Here is a 19,570-nt window from a genome sequence, read left to right on the forward strand (position 1 = left end):
CCAATTATGAACGCAAAGTTATTAACCCTTGTACTTCCATTTGTATTTCTTGGTTCCGTGTCAGCACAGGAAAAGCCTCTTCAGGCCTTTCCTTTATCGGCAGTACGCCTGACAGAGAGTCCATTCTTTAAAGCCCAGCGCACCGACTTAAACTATATCCTGTCCATGAATCCCGACAGGCTGCTTGCTCCTTATCTCCGGGAAGCCGGTTTTACTCCTTTAGCACCAAGCTATGAGAACTGGGAGAACACCGGACTCGACGGTCACATAGGAGGTCACTATATCAGTGCTTTGGCGGATATGTACGCTGCCACCGGCGATAAAGAGATCCTGCGTAGGTTGAATTATATGGTCGACTGGCTCGACAAATGTCAGCAGCGAAATGGGGATGGGTATGTAGCCGGTATCCCGGGTGGAAAGGCTATGTGGAAAGATATTGCATCGGGTAAGATCAAGGCCGCCAGTTTTTCCCTGAACGACAAGTGGGTGCCCTGGTACAATATTCATAAGACGTATGCCGGGCTCAAAGATGCGTATCTGATTGCCGGGAATGAGCAGGCAAAACGGGTGCTCTTGAAGTTGTCAGATTGGTGTGTGAATCTGGTTTCGAATCTGAGTGAAGAGCAGATGCAGGACATGCTACGTTCCGAACATGGGGGCATGAATGAGATCTTTGCAGATGTGTACGAGTTTTCGGGTGATAAGAAATACCTGACGCTCGCGCGCCGGTTCTCTCATCACGCCATTCTGGATCCCCTGTTGCAGAAGCAAGATAAGCTGAATGGCATCCATGCCAATACGCAGATTCCTAAAGTGATCGGCTATATGCGTGTGGCCCAGGTTGACCATGACGATAGCTGGCGTGATGCTTCGCGCTTTTTTTGGGAAACCGTAGTGGATCATCGTACTGTTTCGATCGGTGGTAATAGTGTAAGCGAGCATTTCAACCCATCGGGAGATTTCTCGTCGATGATTGAATCGAAAGAAGGCCCTGAGACCTGCAATACCTACAATATGCTGAAGCTCAGTAAAGAGCTTTTTCTGAACGACCGCTCAGGTAAGTATATGGATTTCTATGAGCGTGCGCTGTACAATCATATCCTTTCTTCGCAGCATCCCGATAAGGGGGGATTTGTGTACTTTACGAGTATGCGGCCAAACCACTACCGGGTTTACTCTGAATCCCAGCAGGGATTCTGGTGCTGTGTGGGTTCAGGATTGGAGAATCATGGGAAATACGGAGAGATGATCTATGCTCATGATGATCAGGATCTGTTTGTGAACCTCTTTATACCTTCTACGCTGAGCTGGAAAGAGAAAAATCTATCCGTCACGCAGCTTACGAATTTCCCATACCAGGAGGAGACGAAATTATTAATCAATCTCAAGCGGCCACAGGAGTTCGGGCTTCAGATCCGCGTTCCTAAATGGGTGCCCGAAGGTTCGATGAAAGTACTTGTGAATAATCAGGAAGTTGCCGTAAGCGGCCAGAAGTCTAACTATGCTTCAGTAAAGCGTCGCTGGAAGAGCGGGGATGTGGTTACAGTACGCCTCCCAATGGAAACGCGGCTGGAGCAGCTGCCAGATGGATCCCCGTGGGTTTCCTTCGTACATGGTCCGGTTGTTCTTGCCGCCGCCGATCAAACGACGGATTTGCCGGGTTTGAGGGCGGATGGAAGCAGGATGGGACATGTGGCCAACGGACCGCTGTATCCGCTTGATGAAACGCCCTTCGTGGTGGGAGACATGAAGTCGGCAGCTTCGGCTCTAAAGCCAGTATCGGGAAAGTCACTTTATTTCACTGCGTCTGATATTATTTCATCGGACAAATTTCGTGATCTGCAGCTGAAGCCTTTCTATGAAATTCATGATGCACGATATATCGTCTACTGGCCAATCAGTTCAAAAGCAGGTCTAGCCGAGATGAAAGCGGCACTGAAAGCTTCTGAAACGCAGAAGATGGAAACAGAAAAACGGACGATTGACCGGCTTAATCCTGGTCAGCAACAACCGGAATCTGATCACGGCTTCAAGGGAGAAGACACCGAGACAGGCTTGCAGAGTAACCGGCAGTTCAGGAATGCAAAGGGCTGGTTTAGCTACAATTTGAAAAATCCGGGGGGAGATGCACGAGTACTTCGCCTGACCTATTACGGTAAAGATAGCGGCAAAAAGTTTGATATCTATTTGAACGGCATTTTGATAGCTTCTCAGGAGCTTAAAGGAGAGAAGGGAGACCGGTTTTTCGATGTGGACTATGAGCTTCCAAAAAGTCTCCTTCAGAACTCAAAGGAAGGTTTTACCGTAAGATTTGTTGGAAAAGAAGGATCAAAAACAGGCGACATTTACTTTCTTAGATTGCTCCGGTAGACTGTAACTATCAATCAGTCAGTAGTAAATACCTGCTTGTTCGTATAAACACGTGTTTTAAATACTTATTTGTATGCGGCAAAACTATTTTCTGGAAAATTCATTATCAGTTTACAAATAACCTAATGAACTATCTATGAAATACAAAATCTTAGCAGTACTTGCAGTGGCGGGGGTGTCATTTGCAAGTTGTGGGTCCAACAATAAAAACAGTGCGGACTCTGACACATCTATGATGGAGAACTCTTCGATGGACACCGTTGGAGGTACATCAACGATGACTGATTCTATGAGCACCGACAACAGTGGGGTAACATCCGGCTCAGGATCAGCGACAGGTGAAGGCAGCACTACTGGCGGCAGCGGAACAGGAACAAATGGCTCAGGAACGGGAACTGGGACTGGCACCGGATCAGGTGGTTCTGGGACCGGCACTGGGACAGGTACTGGAGGTTCTGGTAGTGGAAGTGGAACAGGGACAGGCGGTGCCGGATCGAATGGCAGCGGATCTGCTCCAACTCCAAGATAACGACAGACAGGCTGCAGGTCATTTAACTTGCAGCCTTTATACTGTGTTCGACTTCAGTTCAATGTTTTCAACCGGCTTTGCAGCTGGTTTTTTTGTATAAAGCAATGCTCGCATGATGCTGATCCTGCTCATCGTGACTCCGAAAATATCGCCTGAATTCGTTATGTGCCCGGAATCCTCGTGAAAGGTCGTTCAGATATCCCGGACAGCTCAGGCGATATCTCATACTTGAATTTTTTTGCTCGGGGCTTGTGCCGGGGGAATCTACCGAATCAGATAAACGCAAGCGATGGTCTCGCTAACTGGAAAATTCCGCTAGACTTGGCCAAACGCTCCGTTTCAAATACGAATGCCTGGCAAAGACCATGTTCAAACGTGTTTTTCAAGCGACGAACCCGCCCAGATCAGGGTATTTTTACCCTTGAGCAAGGTATTACAGATTATAACGGTTAATTTCGCCCATGTCATATATCAAGATCACGAAGAGATTCCAGGATCTCAGTCTCGAACAGCTGTACCAGATACTGCACCTTCGCAATGAAATCTTCATTGTGGAGCAGAAGTGCGCCTACCAGGATCTGGATCACCTGGATGAGCAATGTCATCACTTCATGATGTATGATGAAGGGAAGCTGATCGCCTACGCACGGATTATTCCTCCCGGTATCGCTTACCCGGAGGCTTCCATCGGCAGGATCGTTACTCATGCGGGTTACCGGGGTAAAGGGGTAGGTGCGACGATGATGAAGCTCATCTTATCGGACGTGGAGGATCTTCTGGGAAACCGGCCAATCAAGATCGGTGCACAGTTATATGCAGAAAAATTTTACGAGAAATTTGGCTTTATTAGAAGCAGCGAGGTATACGATGAAGATGGCATTGATCATATCAAGATGATTAAGTCTTTCTGATATACCGCCTATGGTTTCTTTTCGTTATAGTAGTAGACAAATGAATAACACATCAGCTGGGCCGATGACAGAAATTTACATCAAAAATATGGTTTGTCCGCGTTGTATAGCAGCAGTCAGGCAGACTTTCGAAGAACGTGGATATCCGGTTGAAGAGATAACTCTTGGCTATGCCAGGCTGGGTAATGAGCTTGGTACATCAGAGATTGAGGCCGTTAGCGTCGCACTCCGCGAGCAGGGGTTCGAATTGCTGGATAATGGCAAGAATCGACTGATTGAGGGGATTAAAACACTTGTGATCGATCAAATTTTTCATCAGAACCCGGCTGAGCGGAAGTGGAATTGGTCGGCTCAGATTGCAGATGCACTTTCTCATGACTACAACTACCTGAGTACACTTTTTTCGGCTAACGAGGGAATTACGATTGAGCAGTATATTATCCGCCAGAAAACGGAACGGGTGAAAGAGCTGCTCTGTTATGATGAACTCAATTTGAAGGAAATATCTTATATGCTAGGCTATAGCAGTGTAGCCCACCTCTCATCTCAATTTAAGCGTGTAACATCATACACGCCCACTCAGTTCAAGGCAATGAACCAGAAAAGAAACAGTCGTATTCATCTGGACGCCGTGTAAATGTTCTAACTCTATGAAATATTATAAGATCATTTTTGCATTGGTCCTAATCGGATCTGTCTGCTCATGTGGAGTTAAGACACAAGTTAGTCAGCTGGAGGCACTTCAGCATTGTGTTTTTAAAGTTGATGCGATTGATAGTGTTTATTTAGCTAAGCAGCCTGTAGATAAGTTGGTGGGAAATGGTGGTTTCAACATGTCGCGCGCTCCACAACTGGCGCTTGCGTTCTTTCAGCAGGAGGTGCCCCTCAAGGCCCGTCTTGATCTTGGTATCGCCAATCCGGGGAGTCAGGATGCGGGGATCAACGATTTCGAATACATCCTTCTTGTTGGAAATTATGAGTTGCTCAGGGGCGTCTATGAGCATTCAATTCTGGTTCCGGCGAACGGGGGGCGAATCTCTGTTCCGTTTCCGATAAATACAGATATTTATCCGGTGATTTCCAAGCCGGAGAATCAGCGACTGCTATCAGACTTCTTTTCTTTGAAGAAAGATACAGCGGTGACGATTACGCTTAAGGTGAAGCCTAACATTATCGTAGCCGATCAAAAAGTATCTTACCCGGGATATATCGACATCAAAAAGCAGCTGAGTAACCGGGAGGTACTCAGTTACCTTCGCTAAAGCATTATTTTCTAACGATCAGAATTGGTATTCTGACACGGTGCCTGACTGCATTGACAGTGGTTCCGAAGACCATGTCTTTCATGGCTTGATGACCATGGGCACCCATCACCAGCAGGTCCAGATGATTCTCCCTGGCAAGCCGGGAGATAGCGCGTGCCCGGTCTCCGTAGCCTATTCGGGTTTCCGCCTTGTACCCAAGTTGCTCCAGGTTTAGCCTGTAAATCTCCAGATTTTCGGCATCGCTTTTTGTCTCGTAGTCCATCACCGTGTCGCCATGATAACGGGCTCCTGCGGTTTCCACGATGTGGATAAGGAAATACATAGCGTTTTTACCCCCCTGCATCAATGCATGTTCGATAGTTGCTTTATCGTACTTGCTGAAGTCGACAGGAATGCCAACGGCGTGATAAGATACGTTCTCAATACTCGGAATTTCAAGCGCTCTGCCATGCGGAACATTGGAGTTGATCATCATAGTCTGTTTTTTAAACAGCGGATGGAAGGAAACATAAAACAAGAGGAACACCACGGCGATTGCCAGTGGCACAATAAAGACGTACACCCACCAGTTGTTGCCCGTACTCATCCAGGAAGAGATTTCTTCGTAAACCAGCTTGATGTTGAGGGATACAATAATGATTGCGCTAAGCCAGGCGAGGACCTTTACCCAAGGCTTGATCGCGAACTCGCCCATCTTCTTTTTGTCGGACGTGAAATGGATCAGGGGGATGACGGCAAAGCCCAGTTGCAGACTGAGGACGACCTGGCTGAGAACAAGCAGCTCGCCGAGTGCGCCCTCTCCGAAATACAAAATGGTGAAGAAAGCAGGAACTATAGCCAGCAAGCGGGTGATTAGACGCCTGATCCAGGGCTGTATCCGCAGTTTGAGGTGACCTTCCATGATGATCTGTCCGGCCAGGGTTCCCGTTACGGTGGAACTTTGTCCCGCGGCAATCAGAGCAATGGCAAACAGGGCAGGGGCGAGTGATCCAAATATATTTTCAAGGAGTTTGTGAGCATCCTGGATCTCGGCAACCTGGAAGTACCCGTTCTTGTGAAAGGCCGTGGCCGCGAGGATCAGGATCGAAGCGTTGACGAAAAAAGCCAGGTTCAGAGCAACGCTCGTGTCGATGAGGTTGTACTTCAGCGATTCTTTGATGCCTTTGCTGGTCCTGTCAATTTTTCTTGTCTGGACCAAGGAGGAATGGAGATATAGGTTATGGGGCATTACAGTAGCCCCTATAATTCCGATTGCGATGTAGAGTGCGTCTCCACTCAGCATGGAGGGTTCCAATCCCGCCAGCACGTCTTTCATCTGGGGTTCGATAATGAACATTTCTGCCAGGAAGGAGAGGCCGACTATGAAAACCATAGACAGGATGAAGCTTTCCATGGCCTGCATGCCTTTGTTTAACAGGAATAGCAAGAGAACCGTATCGAGGATAGTGATGGATATGCCCCAGATCATGGGAAGCCCAAATAGTAGGTTGAGCCCGATGGCCATACCGATTATCTCCGCAAGGTCACAGGCAATGATGGCAATTTGTGCCAATATGTAAAGCGGGAAATTAGCCCAGCGTGGGTAAGCGTTTCGCGAAGCCTGAGCAAGGTCGAGGCCTTGGACAATACCCAGGCGTACGCTGAGCGACTGCAATAAAAGCGCGATCAGGTTGGACATTAATAGCACCCAGATCAATTTATATCCAAATTGGCTGCCTCCGGCGAGATCGGTGGCCCAATTACCGGGGTCCATATATCCGACACTTACAAGGTAAGCAGGACCCAAAAAGGACAGAAGTTTACGCCAGCCTTTTTTGCCGGCAGTGTTTACAGATGAATGTACTTCTCCAAGTGATTCGTTCATGTTTAAGCTGCACGTTAAGCAAACCTAATAAAAAAGATTAGATTACTCTAAAATAAGATTTCTTTGCAAATTGTTTTAAATTGGCGCCATAAATAAAACAATATGCCGTTCCAACCCGATAAAACAGATTTACAAATTCTCAAGCGTCTCCAGGAAAATGGACGAATCACCAACTTGCAGCTTTCGAACGAGATTGGTCTTTCTCCCGCGCCCACACTCGAGCGTGTAAGAAAGCTCGAGAATTCGGGAATGATCAAGAGCTATCACGCGGTCGTGGACGAAGAGGAGCTGGGGCTTGGTATAAAAACGTTCATTCAGATCCAATTAGACTTTCATCACAACAACACTATCCAGACATTTGTTGATGAAGTGAAAAAAATCGACGAGATTACGGAATGTCATCACGTGACCGGCGGCTGCGACTTCATCCTAAAGGTTTATGTGAAGGACATTAAGTCCTACGAGAAATTGATCATGGAGAAGATCGGCAAGATCCAAGTGGTGAAGACCTTCCAAACGATGATGATCCTATCAACCAGCAAAAAGGAAGCTGTGCTTCCCTTTCAATATTAAATCTGCCAGTCAATGGCCGTTTTTCCCTGATGCTCAAGTATTTCGTTGGTTCTGGAGAAGTGACGGCATCCAAAGAAGCCGTTGTAAGCGGAAAAAGGGGAGGGATGTGCAGCGCTAAGAATAGTGTGCTTTTCTTTATTGATAATCGGGATCTTTGCCTGAGCGTTTTTCCCCCAAAGCAGGAATATCAGTCCTGATCTTTTTTCAGATAGAGTTTTAATTACCTGATCGGTGAATATCTCCCAGCCTTGTTTCTGGTGAGATGCGGGTTGAGCCTTTCTGACAGTAAGCGTAGCGTTGAGGAGCAATACGCCCTGATCCGCCCACTTCGTCAGCTCCCCGTGGGAGGGCGCGACAAATCCGGGAATGTCGCTTTCGAGTTCCTTATAGATGTTTTTCAGAGACGGCGGGACTCCAACACCTTTTTGCACGGAGAAAGAAAGTCCGTGCGCCTGCCCATCTCCATGGTAGGGGTCCTGGCCGAGAATGACAACTTTTACCTGGTCGAAAGGTGTGTGGTTGAATGCATTAAAGATCAAGGAGCCTGGAGGAAAGATGACTTTTCCATCCTGCTTTTCTTTCTGAAGAAATACTTTGAGATCTTTCATATAGCTCTTTTCAAATTCTGGGGCCAGAACGTCTTTCCAGGACTCATTAATTAACACAGTCATCATTCTATATTTTTGGTTTTGGAGGCGAAATAAGCGATATTTGCAACCTATTTAAAAGAAAATACAAATATGCCAAATTTTGTCAGATTAATAATCGGCTTTGCTTTATTGGGGGCAGCTGTTGCCTTGATGTTCTTTAGCCATTGGGGATGGGGAGTTCTTGTAATTTTACTATCAATAGTGGTTTTTGTGACATTCTTCTTCAACGAGAAGATGCTGATAGCTCAGTATTATCTGAGAAAGGAGAATATGGAAGCATCAGAGAGCTGGTTGAAGAAGATCAAGAACTACGAAAGCGAGTTGCTGAAGGCACAGCACGGTTATTACCATCTGCTGATCGGACTTATCGAGTCGAGAAAGGCACCCTTACAATCGGAAAAATACTTCAAGAAATCACTTGCCCTGGGAATGACCATGGATCATAACATTGCCTTAGCAAAGTTGAGCCTGGCGGGCATTGCGATGGCAAAGCGGAATAAGAGGGAAGCAACCATGTACCTGCAGGAAGCGAAGAAAGCGGACAAGAATAAATTGCTTGCTGAGCAGATCAAGATGATGCAGGCACAGATGGGACAGCTGGATAAGCAGCAGGTTCAGACAAGGGGCTTCAGGCCGAGATAGGTCTTCTGCCTGCTACTTGTCGTCAAGGTGATCAAAGAGGCTGACGCGGTGATCGTTTGCGCGTTTGCTGATGATATCTTCTTCGTCTTCGTCGCGTAACTTCGGTTGGAAGAACGTTTCTGCCTGAATACGCTTAACAAGTGAGTTGACCAGAGAAAGATCAAAATCTTGTTTATTTAGTTTGATCAGATATTCGTTATCTGTTATTTCAATACTGGATAGATTCATAACCTTTAATTTTGCATCTAAAATAATAAAGCCCTGTAAATTTAGTATTTACAGGGCTTTATGTTTATGTTAAGCAGCGATGCGCCGGCCTATTCAAACCATTCCATCACCGCTTCTTTAGAAGGGATGGAGATATCAAGTTTAAGCTTCTTGCGCATTCCTCCGAGATCGTTGAACACCTTATTCGGATTGGCAGCCTTAAGTTCTTCAATCGTGTTGAATCCCATTTTAATCAATACAGGGACCCATTCTTCAGGTACACCTACCGCCACATAGTCGCTAACAGATGCTACCTTAAGTTTCTTTTCCGGACGCATCTGCGGGAAGAATAGAACTTCCTGGATGGTGCTTTGATTCGTCATCAGCATGACCAATCGGTCGATACCAATTCCTAAACCTGCGGTTGGAGGCATACCGTATTCAAGAGCCCTGAGGAAGTCTTCATCCATTGCCATAGCTTCTTCATCACCGCGGTTTGCCAGCAGGAGCTGGTCTTCAAAGCGTGCACGCTGATCAATAGGATCGTTCAGCTCTGAGTAGGCGTTTCCGATTTCCTTACCTCTTACAAAAAGCTCAAAGCGTTCAACAAGGCCGTCTTTGCTTCTATGTTTTTTGGCAAGAGGAGTCATTTCGATGGGGTAGTCGGTAATGAAAGTAGGCTGAATTAAGTTGGCTTCCACCTTTTCACTGAAGATCTCGTCGATGAGCTTGCCTTTTCCCATGGAGGTATCTACTTCGATGTTCAGGTCGCGGCATACCTGGCGTAATCCAGCTTCATCCATGGCTGAAACATCGATACCGGTGTATTTTTGTATGGATTCGAACATGGTCAGTTTCTCATACGGGCCGGCAAAATCAATCTCGTGCTGTCCGACGGTAACTTTCGCTTTTCCGTGGATAGCTAGCGCTATTTTCTCCAGGCATTCCTCCACCATTGACATCATCCATATATAGTCGCGGTACGCTACATATATTTCCATAGCCGTATACTCCGGATTATGCGTGCGGTCCATGCCCTCGTTACGGAACATTTTACCAAACTCAAAGACACCGTCAAAACCGGCAACAATCAGGCGCTTCAGGTAAAGTTCGTTTGCGATACGCAGGTACAACGGCATATCCAGTGTATTATGATGCGTCATGAACGGCCTTGCTGCTGCGCCCCCATGTATGGATTGCAGGATCGGCGTCTCAACTTCCATCCAGCCCTGGCTCTCGAAATAATTTCGCATGGTACTGATAACCTTGGAGCGATTGATAAAGATCTGTTTCAGATCCGGGTTAACAGTCAGATCCACATAACGCTGGCGATAGCGCATCTCGGGGTCTGTAAAGCCATCAAATATGTTCCCTTCCTCGTCGCGTTTCACCACAGGAAGTGGTTTAAGCGACTTTGACAACAGGGTCATCTCTGTCACGTGGATGGAGATTTCGCCGGTCTGGGTGGTGAAAACAAAGCCTTTCACGCCGATATAGTCTCCTATATCAAGCAGCTTTTTAAATACGGTATTGTATAAGGTCTTATCATCTCCAGGGCAGATATCATCGCGCTTGATGTACACCTGCATTCTTCCGGTTGAATCCTGTAACTCAGCGAAAGACGCGCTACCCATGATTCGTCGGCTCATGATCCGGCCGGCAAAGCTGATGTTCTTATAGGATGTTTTATCCCGTTCGTAGTTCTTCAGGATATCTTCAGTGGTGACGTTTATTTGATATGCTTCTGCGGGATACGGGTTGATCCCGAGATTGCGCAGTTGCTGCAGCGCCTCACGGCGTATAATTTCCTGTTCGGATAAGCCAATACTCATTCTTCGTAATTTTTGCAAATATAGATATTCGAGCCTAGTGTACCAATCTATGCGGGTTTTTACTCGTTAAAACTTTCCTCTGCGTAAAGCGTGTTGATGTCTTCAGCGTATTTGTTTTCGATGACCTTTCTCTTCGCCTTCAGTGAAGGTGTCATTTCACCTGCCTCAAGGGAGAAAGGATTGCGTTTGACTTTGAAGTTTTTGATACGTTCAAATTTTGCAAGTTCGTTTGAGAGTCTTTTGATATCTTCACCGATCCATGATATGACTTCAGGATCAGAGATAAACATTTCAGGATCTTCAAAATACGCTTCATTGAAGCCGAAGGCTTCCTGCAGGCCTTCTTTGGAGGGAACGACAATCGCGGTGATGTATTCACGTTTGTCGCCGATCAGAAAGATCTGCTCAATCTTCTGACTTTTCAGATAGGTGTTCTCGACGGGCGTGGGGTAGATGTTCTTGCCAAAGGAATTCACGAGAATATTCTTTATTCTGTCGGTAATCTTCAGGTTTCCTTTGTAGAACTGTCCGATGTCTCCGGTGTGGAACCAGCCATCCTGATCAATAACGAGGGCCGTTTCTTCTTCCTTGTTCCAGTATCCCTTCATTACACAATGGCCCCTCACGATGATTTCTCCTTCAGGAGAGATCAGATCTTCATCAAAGGTATGGTGTGTCTGGATGGTATGTATTTTCCTGGTGTCTGCATCCTGAATGCCCACTTCGATTCCCGGAATGATGCGGCCCACTGTGCCGTAAATTTGCCTGTCAAACTCTGTCACTGCCATTACCGGAGACGTTTCGGTAAGTCCGAAGCCTTCAAGTACCTTGATGCCGAGATTGCCAAAGAACTCGCCTACATTTTTAGGGAGTGCAGCACCGCCCGATATAAAGAATTTTAGATTTCCGCCGGTTTTCTCTTTTATTTTGCTGAATACAAGTCTGTCTGCAAGCTTTTGCTGGATGGACAGCAGGAGTCCCGCTGAACGGCCGGATTCTATTGCATTACGATATTTTTCGCCTGTGGCCAGCGCCCACGTGAATATGGCTGCTTTCGGCCCACCTCCTTGTGTTCCACTTTTAATGGCCTTATCATGAATACGCTCCAGCAAACGTGGTACGCAGGCCATGATGCTCGGTTTGACTTCTTCCATGTTTCGAGCCAATAATTCGAGACTTTGAGAGAATGCGATACGGGATCCTATGGTACAGCAGATATGGTACGTTGCGGTTCGCTCAAAAACATGTGAAAGCGGCAGAAAAGACAAAAATAGGTCGTCTTTGTTCACCACGGTAATCTGTTGCAGACTGGACTTCGCATTTTCCACAAAATTGGCATGTGTAAGCATGACGCCCTTTGGAATACCTGTGGTCCCGGAGGTGTAGATCAGGGCAGACAGGTCCGAGGGCAGAATGGCCTGCCTGCAGGCGTCAATTTGCTTTTTGCGACTGGACAGCGACTTTTTTCCTTCCTCGATCAGTTGTTTGAAGCCGATAACTCCGGCGTTGATGCTAATATCCTGGACGTGTTTCTCGAATGACTCAAAAGCGGGAATGATACGCTCGAGAGATGGACAGCAGTTAGCAATTTTCAGGATTTTCTTTAGTAGGAATACGGTTCCTACGATAATCGTTCTAATGCCGGCATCATTGATGATATATTCTATTTCGCTTTCGGTCAGTGTAGGGTAGATGGAGACATTTACAGCTCCTATCTGTTGCAGTCCCTGATCGTAGAAAATATAGGATGGTGAGTTTTCCAGAATTAATCCCAGGCGATCCCCCTTTTTAATGCCCATATCAAGAAAGTACGACGATATCGCGTCTGCATGGTCGAGCGTCTCCTTGTAGCTAATCTCTTTCCAGGAATCCCCGGATTTATGTAGGAGAAAAGTGTGCGTTTCGGGATGAACATTTGCGACTATATTCCGGAGCAGCGCGGGAACGGTATGGGGTTCGTTGATATGATGCATCTAAGTTCTATTGGTTGTCAAAACAATTTACATATATAATGACAGATATACAAAAAGGGGCTTTTAGGCCCCTTTTCCTCACAAAGATATTATTTTGTATTAAACTGAAAAACTTTCGCCACATCCGCATGTGCGCGTTGCATTCGGATTGTTGAAGCTGAATCCTTTTCCGTTCAGGCCGTCTGTGAAGTCGAGCTCAGTACCGGCAAGATATAGGAAGGACTTCATATCCAGGGCGATCTTTATTCCTTTATCTTCGAAGAACTGGTCGTCTGACTTGGCGGTATTATCGAAATCCATATTATAGGACAGGCCCGAACAACCTCCGCTTTGAACAGAAACCCTGAGGAAGTAGGACTCATCGTAACTGGACTCTTTGATCAGATCGTCGATTCTCGCTTTTGCTTTTTCTGTTATTGTTATCATTGTATTCGTTTCTTGATCATTAATTTAACAACGGGGGCAGTAAGTTGTTTTTCTGTATGTACCCCGCCCTTGTTTGTGTTATTTGTTAGTTATTTTCATCCTGAGCCATCAACCAAGCCGGTGATAAGGTTCTCAGATGATTGACTGCGTTTGTTATCTGTAAAGTAGCAAATTCTATCTCTTCTTCTGTATTAAAGCGGCCAATTCCGATCCGGATGGCTGAATGTGCGAGTTCATTGCTAAGTTTCATGGCGGTGAGCACGTATGACGGTTCAAGTGATGCCGATGTGCAGGCTGATCCGGACGAGACCGCAATGTCTTTCATAGACATCATCAGGGCCTGTCCATCCACATGCTGGAAGGCAATATTTAATACATGAGGTAGGCGTGGGGCATCTGCACTGGAGACGAGGCTATTGTCGATATTCCGTAAATTATTCTCCATCCTATCTCGCAGCGAAAGTGCCCTTTTTTGTTCGTGCTGCATTTCGGTGGCGCAGATTTCCGCGGCCTTGCCTACGCCCACGATCCCCGGAACATTCAGGGTGCCTGAACGCATGCCCCGTTCGTGCCCGCCGCCGTGGATAAGAGCGGAGGTAACAACCCGTGGGTTGCGCCGTCTTACATACAGCGCACCGATGCCCTTGGGGCCATATAGCTTATGGGCCGACATAGCTAGCAAGTGGATGCCATCATCTGTGACGTTTACCGGGATCTTGCCTACAGCCTGAGTGGCATCACTGAAGAAAAGCGTATTGTTTTCGGCAGCTAAGCGGCCAATCTCCCGGACAGGCTGGATGACGCCGGTTTCATTGTTGGCATACATGATGGCAATGAGGATGGTTTCGGGAGTGATCGCATCCTGAAGCGCGTCGATGTCGACCAGCCCATTCGCGTCTACAGGCAGGTAGGTGACGCGGCCTCCGATTTTCTCGATCTGTTTACAGGAATCGAGGACCGCCTTGTGTTCCGTAACGCAAGTAATGATGTGATTGCCCTTAGAACGATAGCTTTCAAATATTCCTTTTATAGCCAGGTTGACGGCCTCGGTTGCACCGGAAGTGAAAACGATCTCACTTGGATCAGCAGCAATGAGGCTGGCAACCTGCGCCCTAGCCTGGTCTACTGCTTCTTCTGCGATCCATCCGAAACTGTGGTTGTGGCTGGCGGCGTTTCCGAATTTTTGCGTAAAATAGGGCAACATCGCATCCAGCACCCGCGGGTCCACGGGTGTCGTTGAGTTATTATCCAAATAAATGGGAAGATTCATCGTATAGTGCCAGCTTTAGATGTGCAAAGTTAAGAAAACTTCGAGGGGAGCGATCTTGCGGGCGCCGGATATGATAATTATTTCAGTCATTTTTTTGACATAATCATTGTTTATTCTATATTTGCGACTTGAACCGGTAAGCGAAGTAGACAAAGTGAAATTTCATTTTGATGTAATAGAAATTTGTTCCATATTTGCGCCCTGAAAAAGTTTAGATCATGAAGGCTGATTTGCACCCAAAAAATTATAGATTAGTTGTTTTTAAAGACATGTCAAACGACTATTCTTTCATTACAAAATCTTGTATTGACACTAAGGAATCCATTAAATGGGAAGACGGTAATGAATACCCTCTTATCAAATTGGAAATTTCACACACATCTCACCCGTTTTATACCGGTAAGATGAAGCTGGTAGATACTGCCGGTCGTATTGATAAATTCCGTACTCGTTACTCTAAGAAGTAATATTTCTCAAAATATTTTGAAAGTCCCGGTTTACAGCCTGGACTTTTTTTATTTTTGCCCTAAATGACCGTTATCTTATTTGATGATTCTGCGCGCGATAATCTGTTGCCGCTGACGTTTACCCGGCCTGTCGCCTTGCTTAGAGTTGGCATTTTGACGATCGCAGAGAAGTGGGCGAAGCATCTTGGAAGTGACACTGCTTTTCTGACGGTAGCTTATCTTCAGGAAAAGTATCCCTATCATCAAAGTGCCGGTAGTCTGTTCATCAACGGATCCGTATGTCCCGATGAGCATCTGATTGAAGCCATTCAGTCACTTGAGACAGGCGAAGCTCTACATGCTTCAGATGTGTTGCTCGCCGTACGGGGGGCAGAGGCCCTTTCGGGCGTCCCCAATATCGATCTGGAAGGCTTCAAGTTGATCTCTTATTCCCGCAATTTTACACGTATCTTTTATCCCGAGCATATATTTTTGAATAATGAGCAGGAGATTGTACGTGACTTTAAATTGCTGACCCATAACAGGACCTCAGCGCCGCTCAGTTCAACCAATACCGTGCTGGGTGACCAGATATTTGCCGAGGAAGGAGCCGAGGCTGAATGCAGTACCTTCAATACATTGAAGGGCCCTATTTATCTTGGACGCAATTCGGGCGTCTGGGAGGGATCTATGGTCAGGGGCGCATTTGCCTTGTGTGAGGGAGCTCAGCTGAAGATGGGAACACGAATTTATTCCAAGACCACCATCGGTCCTTACTGCCGCATCGGCGGGGAAGTTAACAACGCCGTGATCATGGGCAATTCGTCAAAGGGGCATGATGGTTACCTCGGAAACTCTGTCATTGGCGAATGGTGTAATCTAGGTGCAGACACGAATAATTCTAACCTGAAAAATAATTACGCATCGGTGAAGCTTTGGGATTACTCGAACGAAACGTACCGCGACACAGCTCTGCAGTTTTGCGGGCTGATCATGGGTGATCATTCTAAGTGTAGTATCAACACGATGTTTAATACAGGAACGGTTGTCGGGGTGAGTTCTAATATATTTGGAGCTGGATTCCCAGACCACTTTGTGCCCGACTTTTCATGGGGAGGAACAGCAGGCTGTGCCGAGTACCGTCTGGATAAGGCCATCCAAACTACCGAGAGGGTGTTTGCCAGAAGAGAGAAGAACCTGGATCAGGTGGAGAAGAATATCCTTTCTGCTATATTTGAATTGACTAAACATTACAGAAACATAAAAAACTAAATTATGAGAAAGAAAATCGTTGCAGGAAACTGGAAGATGAACCTTGATTATACAGCAGCACTCAGTTTATTTTCGGAAGTGTTGAATATGGCAAGGGACGAAGTACGAGGTGAACAGAAATTAGTGGTATGTCCGCCTAGTCCTTACCTGCACAGTCTTAGTCAGATGGCTGGCCAGACCAGCAATGTCAGCATTGGTGCCCAAAATAGCCACCAGGCCGATGGCGGGGCTTACACAGGCGAGATAGCTGCCTCGATGGTGAAGTCTGTTGGCGCGGAATACGTGATTCTCGGACACTCCGAACGCCGGCAGTATTTCGGTGAAACGAATGAATTGCTCGCGGAAAAGACAAGAGCTGCTATCAAGGCAGGATTGAAGCCGATTTTCTGTATTGGAGAGACTTTAGAAGAAAGAAATGGCAATACGCACTTTGAAGTGATCAAAAGGCAGCTTACAGAAGGTGTTTTTGAGCTGAGTTCTGGCGACTTTTCTACCGTTGTACTGGCCTACGAACCCGTGTGGGCTATCGGCACAGGTGTGACTGCAAGTCCTGAGCAAGCACAGGAGATCCATGCTTTCATCCGTAAGGAAATTGAGGCGAGATACGGAGACGCTGTTGCTGAAGATACCAGCATTCTATATGGTGGAAGCTGTAATCCAAAGAATGCATCAGAACTGTTCTCTCAGTTAGATATTGATGGTGGACTAATTGGAGGAGCATCTTTGAAATCACGCGACTTCATTGACATTGCGAATGTTTTTAATAGCTAAGATTTGAATTACTACGAGTTTGTCTTTAAAATAGAACAAGGCGAAGAAGTTTATCGGGACCTGCTCATCCATTCATTGGGTGAAGCAGGTTTTGATACTTTTGAGGAGACCGATTCCGGCTTCAACGCATACATATCAGAGGGACTGGCAGAGGGTTTGGATGAGGAAATTCTTTTAAACCCGTTCAGGCAGACCCTTGCGTTTTCATATAAAAAGAATTTGATTCCACAGAAGAATTGGAATGAGGTATGGGAAAGCAACTTTGAACCACTGATCATTGGTGATCAGTGCTACGTGCGGGCTACGTTTCATCAGGCCAGGCCAGAGTTTCCGATTGAGATTATCATTGATCCGAAGATGTCGTTCGGTACGGGACATCATCAAACCACTGCGATGGTTATGGAATTCCTTCTAGCTATCGACTTTTCAGGAAAGTCAGTACTGGATATGGGATGTGGAACAGGTATCCTGGCGATTCTGGCAGCAAAGAGAGGAGCGAACGATATTACTGCGATTGATTACGATCCGGTCTGTTTTGAAAGCACCCAGGAAAATGTTGCATTAAATAAGGCGCCTTTTATTAAAGCCTTGTGCGGATCGAAGGAAGTTATTCCCGATGCTGTTTATGATGTTGTGCTAGCGAACATCAATCGGAATATCCTACTTGATCAGATTGAAAGCTATGCAAACGTGCTGAAGCCGGGTGGCACCCTGATCCTAAGTGGTTTTTACGACGAGGATTGCGAGGTTCTGCTGCAGAAGGCTGCCGAGTTTGGAATCCGATTTTCGGAGAAGCGTTTGACTGATAACTGGGCTTCATTGAAGCTGCTGAAAGTTTAAATTTATTCTATGCGTGTACATTTTATAGCTGTTGGAGGGAGTGCTATGCATAACCTCGCTATTGCTTTGAAGTTAAAAGGATTTAACGTGTCGGGATCTGACGATGCGATTGTTGAGCCATCAGCCTCCAGGTTGAAGAAGCATGGTATTTTCCCTAGCGAAATGGGCTGGGATGCAGGCAGAATACATCCGGAACTCGATGCAGTCATTCTGGGTATGCACGCACGTGCTGACAATCCGGAATTGCTTAAGGCACAGGAACTCGGGCTAAAGGTATATTCATATCCTGAATATATATATGAACAGTCGAAAGATAAGCTCCGCGTAGTTATCGGTGGAAGCCATGGCAAGACAACCATTACATCAATGATCCTGCATGTACTGCAGAAAAACGGTATTGACTTCGACTATCTGGTCGGCGCACAGCTGGCTGGTTTCGAGACTATGGTCCGCATTACAGACGCGAAGATCATCGTGATTGAAGGGGATGAGTATCTATCCTCGCCGATCGACAGGCGTCCCAAATTTCATTTGTATCATGCCCATGTTGGGGTGATCAGTGGGATTGCCTGGGATCATATCAACGTATTTCCAACCTTCGAAAACTACGTGGAGCAGTTCAGTATCTTCCTGAAGAGTATGGAACCTTCAGGGACACTGTTCTTTAATCAGGACGACGAAATAGTGAATAGTGTTATCAATACAGATCAGTCCTCTATAGAAAAGGTAGGATATGCTGCGATTGAAAGTATAACAAAGCAAGGTGTAACTTATCTTTTACATCAGGGCAGAGAGATTCCTCTTCATGTTTTTGGGGCGCATAACCTCTATAATATGCAGGTGGCCTATCTCGTATGCAGGAAGTTGGGAGTAAATGATCAACAGTTTTTTGCTGCTGTCAGCTCGTTCAGGGGAGCGGCGAGAAGGCTTGAACTGTTAGGTTCTAATGAAGGAACCTCAGTTTATAAGGACTTCGCGCATTCTCCATCCAAACTGAAAGCAACCGTTCAGGCCGTAAAGGAACAGTTTCCAGACAGGGAGCTTGTTGCCGTGATTGAACTGCATACGTTTAGTAGTCTCAACCCGGATTTTCTTTCTGAATATAAAGGCGCTATGGATCGAGCGGATGTCCCTGTAGTATATATCGATGAGAAGACGTTTAAGCAGAAGCAGCTAGCACCTTATGATGAAGATACTGTAAAGGCGGCTTTTGGTAATGATAAGTTGATTTTTTTTAATAATTGTGAAATATTGGACGAATTTTTGAGTTGTATTAATTATAAGGGTAAAAATTTGCTTCTTATGAGCTCAGGTAATTTTGGCGGATTGAATCTCGAATCAGTCGCTGAACGGGCCACCGCTCATGCAACCTAAGAATAAAAAAGATGAACACACTAGGAAAGAAAATCAGGCTCCTCCGGCATCAAAATGGCTGGAGCCAGGAAGACGTGGCTAAGCGACTGGACATTTCTATTCCCGCGTTTTCCAAAATCGAGACGGGCATTACGGATATTAATTTATCCCGCTTGGAACAAATTGCCAAGCTGTTTGACCTCTCTGTGATACAGCTTCTGACGTTTAATGATACAGAAGAGCAGGAGAAGTACGTTTCGGACCTCGAAGTAAGCAATAAAAAGCTACGTGAGCGGGAAACGGAGATCATAGCGCTTCAAAAGAAAATCATTGATCTTTTCGATGAGTTGAGACAGTCTAAGATATTGTCGTAGGA

Annotated in this window: 20 protein-coding genes; 13 read left to right on the plus strand and 7 right to left on the minus strand. The window is 46.2% G+C overall.

What is annotated here, in order from left to right; translation table 11 throughout:
- Positions 1-6: 6 nt before the first annotated feature.
- The 5 genes from ACO1NU_RS14340 to ACO1NU_RS14360 all read left to right on the plus strand — a co-directional run bounded on the left by ACO1NU_RS14340 (position 7) and on the right by ACO1NU_RS14360 (position 5,072).
- Positions 7-2,370 (plus strand): beta-L-arabinofuranosidase domain-containing protein, encoded by a 2,364-nt coding sequence (locus tag ACO1NU_RS14340; protein ID WP_448819179.1) that lies wholly within the window; start codon positions 7-9, stop codon positions 2,368-2,370.
- Between the two features lie 136 nt (positions 2,371-2,506).
- A complete protein-coding gene (locus ACO1NU_RS14345; RefSeq protein ID WP_448819180.1) occupies positions 2,507-2,899 on the plus strand; it encodes a hypothetical protein in 393 nt (130 codons plus the stop codon).
- 461 nt (positions 2,900-3,360) lie between these two features.
- Complete coding sequence (locus ACO1NU_RS14350; RefSeq protein ID WP_448819181.1) at positions 3,361-3,810, plus strand: GNAT family N-acetyltransferase; 450 nt, start codon at positions 3,361-3,363, stop codon at positions 3,808-3,810.
- Positions 3,811-3,874: 64 nt separating this feature from the next.
- Positions 3,875-4,447: a helix-turn-helix domain-containing protein gene (locus tag ACO1NU_RS14355; protein WP_448819182.1), complete on the plus strand. Its 573-nt coding sequence runs from the start codon at positions 3,875-3,877 to the stop codon at positions 4,445-4,447.
- Between the two features lie 13 nt (positions 4,448-4,460).
- Positions 4,461-5,072: a hypothetical protein gene (locus tag ACO1NU_RS14360; protein WP_448819183.1), complete on the plus strand. Its 612-nt coding sequence runs from the start codon at positions 4,461-4,463 to the stop codon at positions 5,070-5,072.
- A gap of 4 nt (positions 5,073-5,076) precedes the next feature.
- Here the strand turns inward: ACO1NU_RS14360 and ACO1NU_RS14365 are convergent, their stop codons facing one another.
- Positions 5,077-6,939 (minus strand): Nramp family divalent metal transporter, encoded by a 1,863-nt coding sequence (locus tag ACO1NU_RS14365; RefSeq protein ID WP_448819184.1) that lies wholly within the window; start codon positions 6,937-6,939, stop codon positions 5,077-5,079.
- 102 nt (positions 6,940-7,041) lie between these two features.
- Here ACO1NU_RS14365 and ACO1NU_RS14370 point away from each other — a divergent pair, with 102 nt between their 5' ends.
- A complete protein-coding gene (locus tag ACO1NU_RS14370; RefSeq protein ID WP_407430841.1) occupies positions 7,042-7,512 on the plus strand; it encodes an Lrp/AsnC family transcriptional regulator in 471 nt (156 codons plus the stop codon).
- Here ACO1NU_RS14370 and ung read toward each other — a convergent pair.
- A complete protein-coding gene (ung, locus tag ACO1NU_RS14375; RefSeq protein WP_448819374.1) occupies positions 7,509-8,183 on the minus strand; it encodes a uracil-DNA glycosylase in 675 nt (224 codons plus the stop codon). The genes ACO1NU_RS14370 and ung overlap by 4 nt on opposite strands.
- A gap of 69 nt (positions 8,184-8,252) precedes the next feature.
- Here ung and ACO1NU_RS14380 point away from each other — a divergent pair, with 69 nt between their 5' ends.
- Complete coding sequence (locus ACO1NU_RS14380) at positions 8,253-8,804, plus strand: DUF2892 domain-containing protein (RefSeq protein ID WP_448819185.1); 552 nt, start codon at positions 8,253-8,255, stop codon at positions 8,802-8,804.
- A gap of 12 nt (positions 8,805-8,816) precedes the next feature.
- Here ACO1NU_RS14380 and ACO1NU_RS14385 read toward each other — a convergent pair whose 3' ends face one another.
- From ACO1NU_RS14385 to ACO1NU_RS14405, 5 genes are all read right to left on the minus strand, one after another.
- Positions 8,817-9,032 carry a hypothetical protein gene (locus ACO1NU_RS14385; RefSeq protein WP_448819186.1) on the minus strand — a complete coding sequence of 72 codons (216 nt, stop codon included), beginning with the start codon at positions 9,030-9,032 and terminating at the stop codon, positions 8,817-8,819.
- Between the two features lie 89 nt (positions 9,033-9,121).
- Positions 9,122-10,843 (minus strand): lysine--tRNA ligase, encoded by a 1,722-nt coding sequence (gene lysS / locus ACO1NU_RS14390; protein WP_448819187.1) that lies wholly within the window; start codon positions 10,841-10,843, stop codon positions 9,122-9,124.
- 59 nt (positions 10,844-10,902) lie between these two features.
- A complete protein-coding gene (locus ACO1NU_RS14395) occupies positions 10,903-12,816 on the minus strand; it encodes an AMP-dependent synthetase/ligase (protein WP_448819188.1) in 1,914 nt (637 codons plus the stop codon).
- Positions 12,817-12,915: 99 nt separating this feature from the next.
- Positions 12,916-13,242 (minus strand): HesB/IscA family protein, encoded by a 327-nt coding sequence (locus ACO1NU_RS14400; RefSeq protein WP_448819189.1) that lies wholly within the window; start codon positions 13,240-13,242, stop codon positions 12,916-12,918.
- Between the two features lie 85 nt (positions 13,243-13,327).
- On the minus strand, positions 13,328-14,512 hold the full coding sequence (locus tag ACO1NU_RS14405) for an IscS subfamily cysteine desulfurase (protein WP_448819190.1): 1,185 nt from the start codon (positions 14,510-14,512) through the stop codon (positions 13,328-13,330).
- 218 nt (positions 14,513-14,730) lie between these two features.
- On the opposite strand from ACO1NU_RS14405, the gene ACO1NU_RS14410 reads away from it, so the two are divergent.
- From ACO1NU_RS14410 to ACO1NU_RS14435, 6 genes are all read left to right on the plus strand, one after another.
- Positions 14,731-14,979 carry a type B 50S ribosomal protein L31 gene (locus tag ACO1NU_RS14410; protein WP_407430827.1) on the plus strand — a complete coding sequence of 83 codons (249 nt, stop codon included), beginning with the start codon at positions 14,731-14,733 and terminating at the stop codon, positions 14,977-14,979.
- Positions 14,980-15,042: 63 nt separating this feature from the next.
- A complete protein-coding gene (locus tag ACO1NU_RS14415; RefSeq protein ID WP_448819191.1) occupies positions 15,043-16,230 on the plus strand; it encodes a putative sugar nucleotidyl transferase in 1,188 nt (395 codons plus the stop codon).
- Positions 16,231-16,233: 3 nt separating this feature from the next.
- Complete coding sequence (gene tpiA / locus ACO1NU_RS14420) at positions 16,234-17,001, plus strand: triose-phosphate isomerase (protein WP_448819192.1); 768 nt, start codon at positions 16,234-16,236, stop codon at positions 16,999-17,001.
- A 3-nt stretch (positions 17,002-17,004) separates the two neighbouring features.
- The gene (prmA, locus tag ACO1NU_RS14425) at positions 17,005-17,841 is read left to right on the plus strand and encodes a 50S ribosomal protein L11 methyltransferase (RefSeq protein ID WP_448819193.1); all 837 of its coding nucleotides are present in this window, start codon (positions 17,005-17,007) and stop codon (positions 17,839-17,841) included.
- 9 nt (positions 17,842-17,850) lie between these two features.
- On the plus strand, positions 17,851-19,215 hold the full coding sequence (locus ACO1NU_RS14430) for a UDP-N-acetylmuramate--L-alanine ligase (RefSeq protein ID WP_448819194.1): 1,365 nt from the start codon (positions 17,851-17,853) through the stop codon (positions 19,213-19,215).
- An 11-nt stretch (positions 19,216-19,226) separates the two neighbouring features.
- Positions 19,227-19,568, plus strand: a complete 342-nt coding sequence (locus ACO1NU_RS14435; RefSeq protein ID WP_448819195.1) for a helix-turn-helix domain-containing protein — start codon at positions 19,227-19,229, stop codon at positions 19,566-19,568.
- Positions 19,569-19,570 lie beyond the last annotated feature (2 nt).

Source organism: Arcticibacter sp. (assembly GCF_053551015.1).

Coding starts and splice junctions, on each gene's coding strand:
- ACO1NU_RS14340 (WP_448819179.1), top strand. CDS start 7: ATGAACGCAAAGTTATTAACCCTTGTACTTCCATTTGTATTTCTTGGT.
- ACO1NU_RS14345 (WP_448819180.1), top strand. CDS start 2,507: ATGAAATACAAAATCTTAGCAGTACTTGCAGTGGCGGGGGTGTCATTT.
- ACO1NU_RS14350 (WP_448819181.1), top strand. CDS start 3,361: ATGTCATATATCAAGATCACGAAGAGATTCCAGGATCTCAGTCTCGAA.
- ACO1NU_RS14355 (WP_448819182.1), top strand. CDS start 3,875: ATGACAGAAATTTACATCAAAAATATGGTTTGTCCGCGTTGTATAGCA.
- ACO1NU_RS14360 (WP_448819183.1), top strand. CDS start 4,461: ATGAAATATTATAAGATCATTTTTGCATTGGTCCTAATCGGATCTGTC.
- ACO1NU_RS14365 (WP_448819184.1), bottom strand. CDS start 6,939: ATGAACGAATCACTTGGAGAAGTACATTCATCTGTAAACACTGCCGGC.
- ACO1NU_RS14370 (WP_407430841.1), top strand. CDS start 7,042: ATGCCGTTCCAACCCGATAAAACAGATTTACAAATTCTCAAGCGTCTC.
- ung (WP_448819374.1), bottom strand. CDS start 8,183: ATGACTGTGTTAATTAATGAGTCCTGGAAAGACGTTCTGGCCCCAGAA.
- ACO1NU_RS14380 (WP_448819185.1), top strand. CDS start 8,253: ATGCCAAATTTTGTCAGATTAATAATCGGCTTTGCTTTATTGGGGGCA.
- ACO1NU_RS14385 (WP_448819186.1), bottom strand. CDS start 9,032: ATGAATCTATCCAGTATTGAAATAACAGATAACGAATATCTGATCAAA.
- lysS (WP_448819187.1), bottom strand. CDS start 10,843: ATGAGTATTGGCTTATCCGAACAGGAAATTATACGCCGTGAGGCGCTG.
- ACO1NU_RS14395 (WP_448819188.1), bottom strand. CDS start 12,816: ATGCATCATATCAACGAACCCCATACCGTTCCCGCGCTGCTCCGGAAT.
- ACO1NU_RS14400 (WP_448819189.1), bottom strand. CDS start 13,242: ATGATAACAATAACAGAAAAAGCAAAAGCGAGAATCGACGATCTGATC.
- ACO1NU_RS14405 (WP_448819190.1), bottom strand. CDS start 14,512: ATGAATCTTCCCATTTATTTGGATAATAACTCAACGACACCCGTGGAC.
- ACO1NU_RS14410 (WP_407430827.1), top strand. CDS start 14,731: ATGAAGGCTGATTTGCACCCAAAAAATTATAGATTAGTTGTTTTTAAA.
- ACO1NU_RS14415 (WP_448819191.1), top strand. CDS start 15,043: ATGACCGTTATCTTATTTGATGATTCTGCGCGCGATAATCTGTTGCCG.
- tpiA (WP_448819192.1), top strand. CDS start 16,234: ATGAGAAAGAAAATCGTTGCAGGAAACTGGAAGATGAACCTTGATTAT.
- ACO1NU_RS14430 (WP_448819194.1), top strand. CDS start 17,851: ATGCGTGTACATTTTATAGCTGTTGGAGGGAGTGCTATGCATAACCTC.
- ACO1NU_RS14435 (WP_448819195.1), top strand. CDS start 19,227: ATGAACACACTAGGAAAGAAAATCAGGCTCCTCCGGCATCAAAATGGC.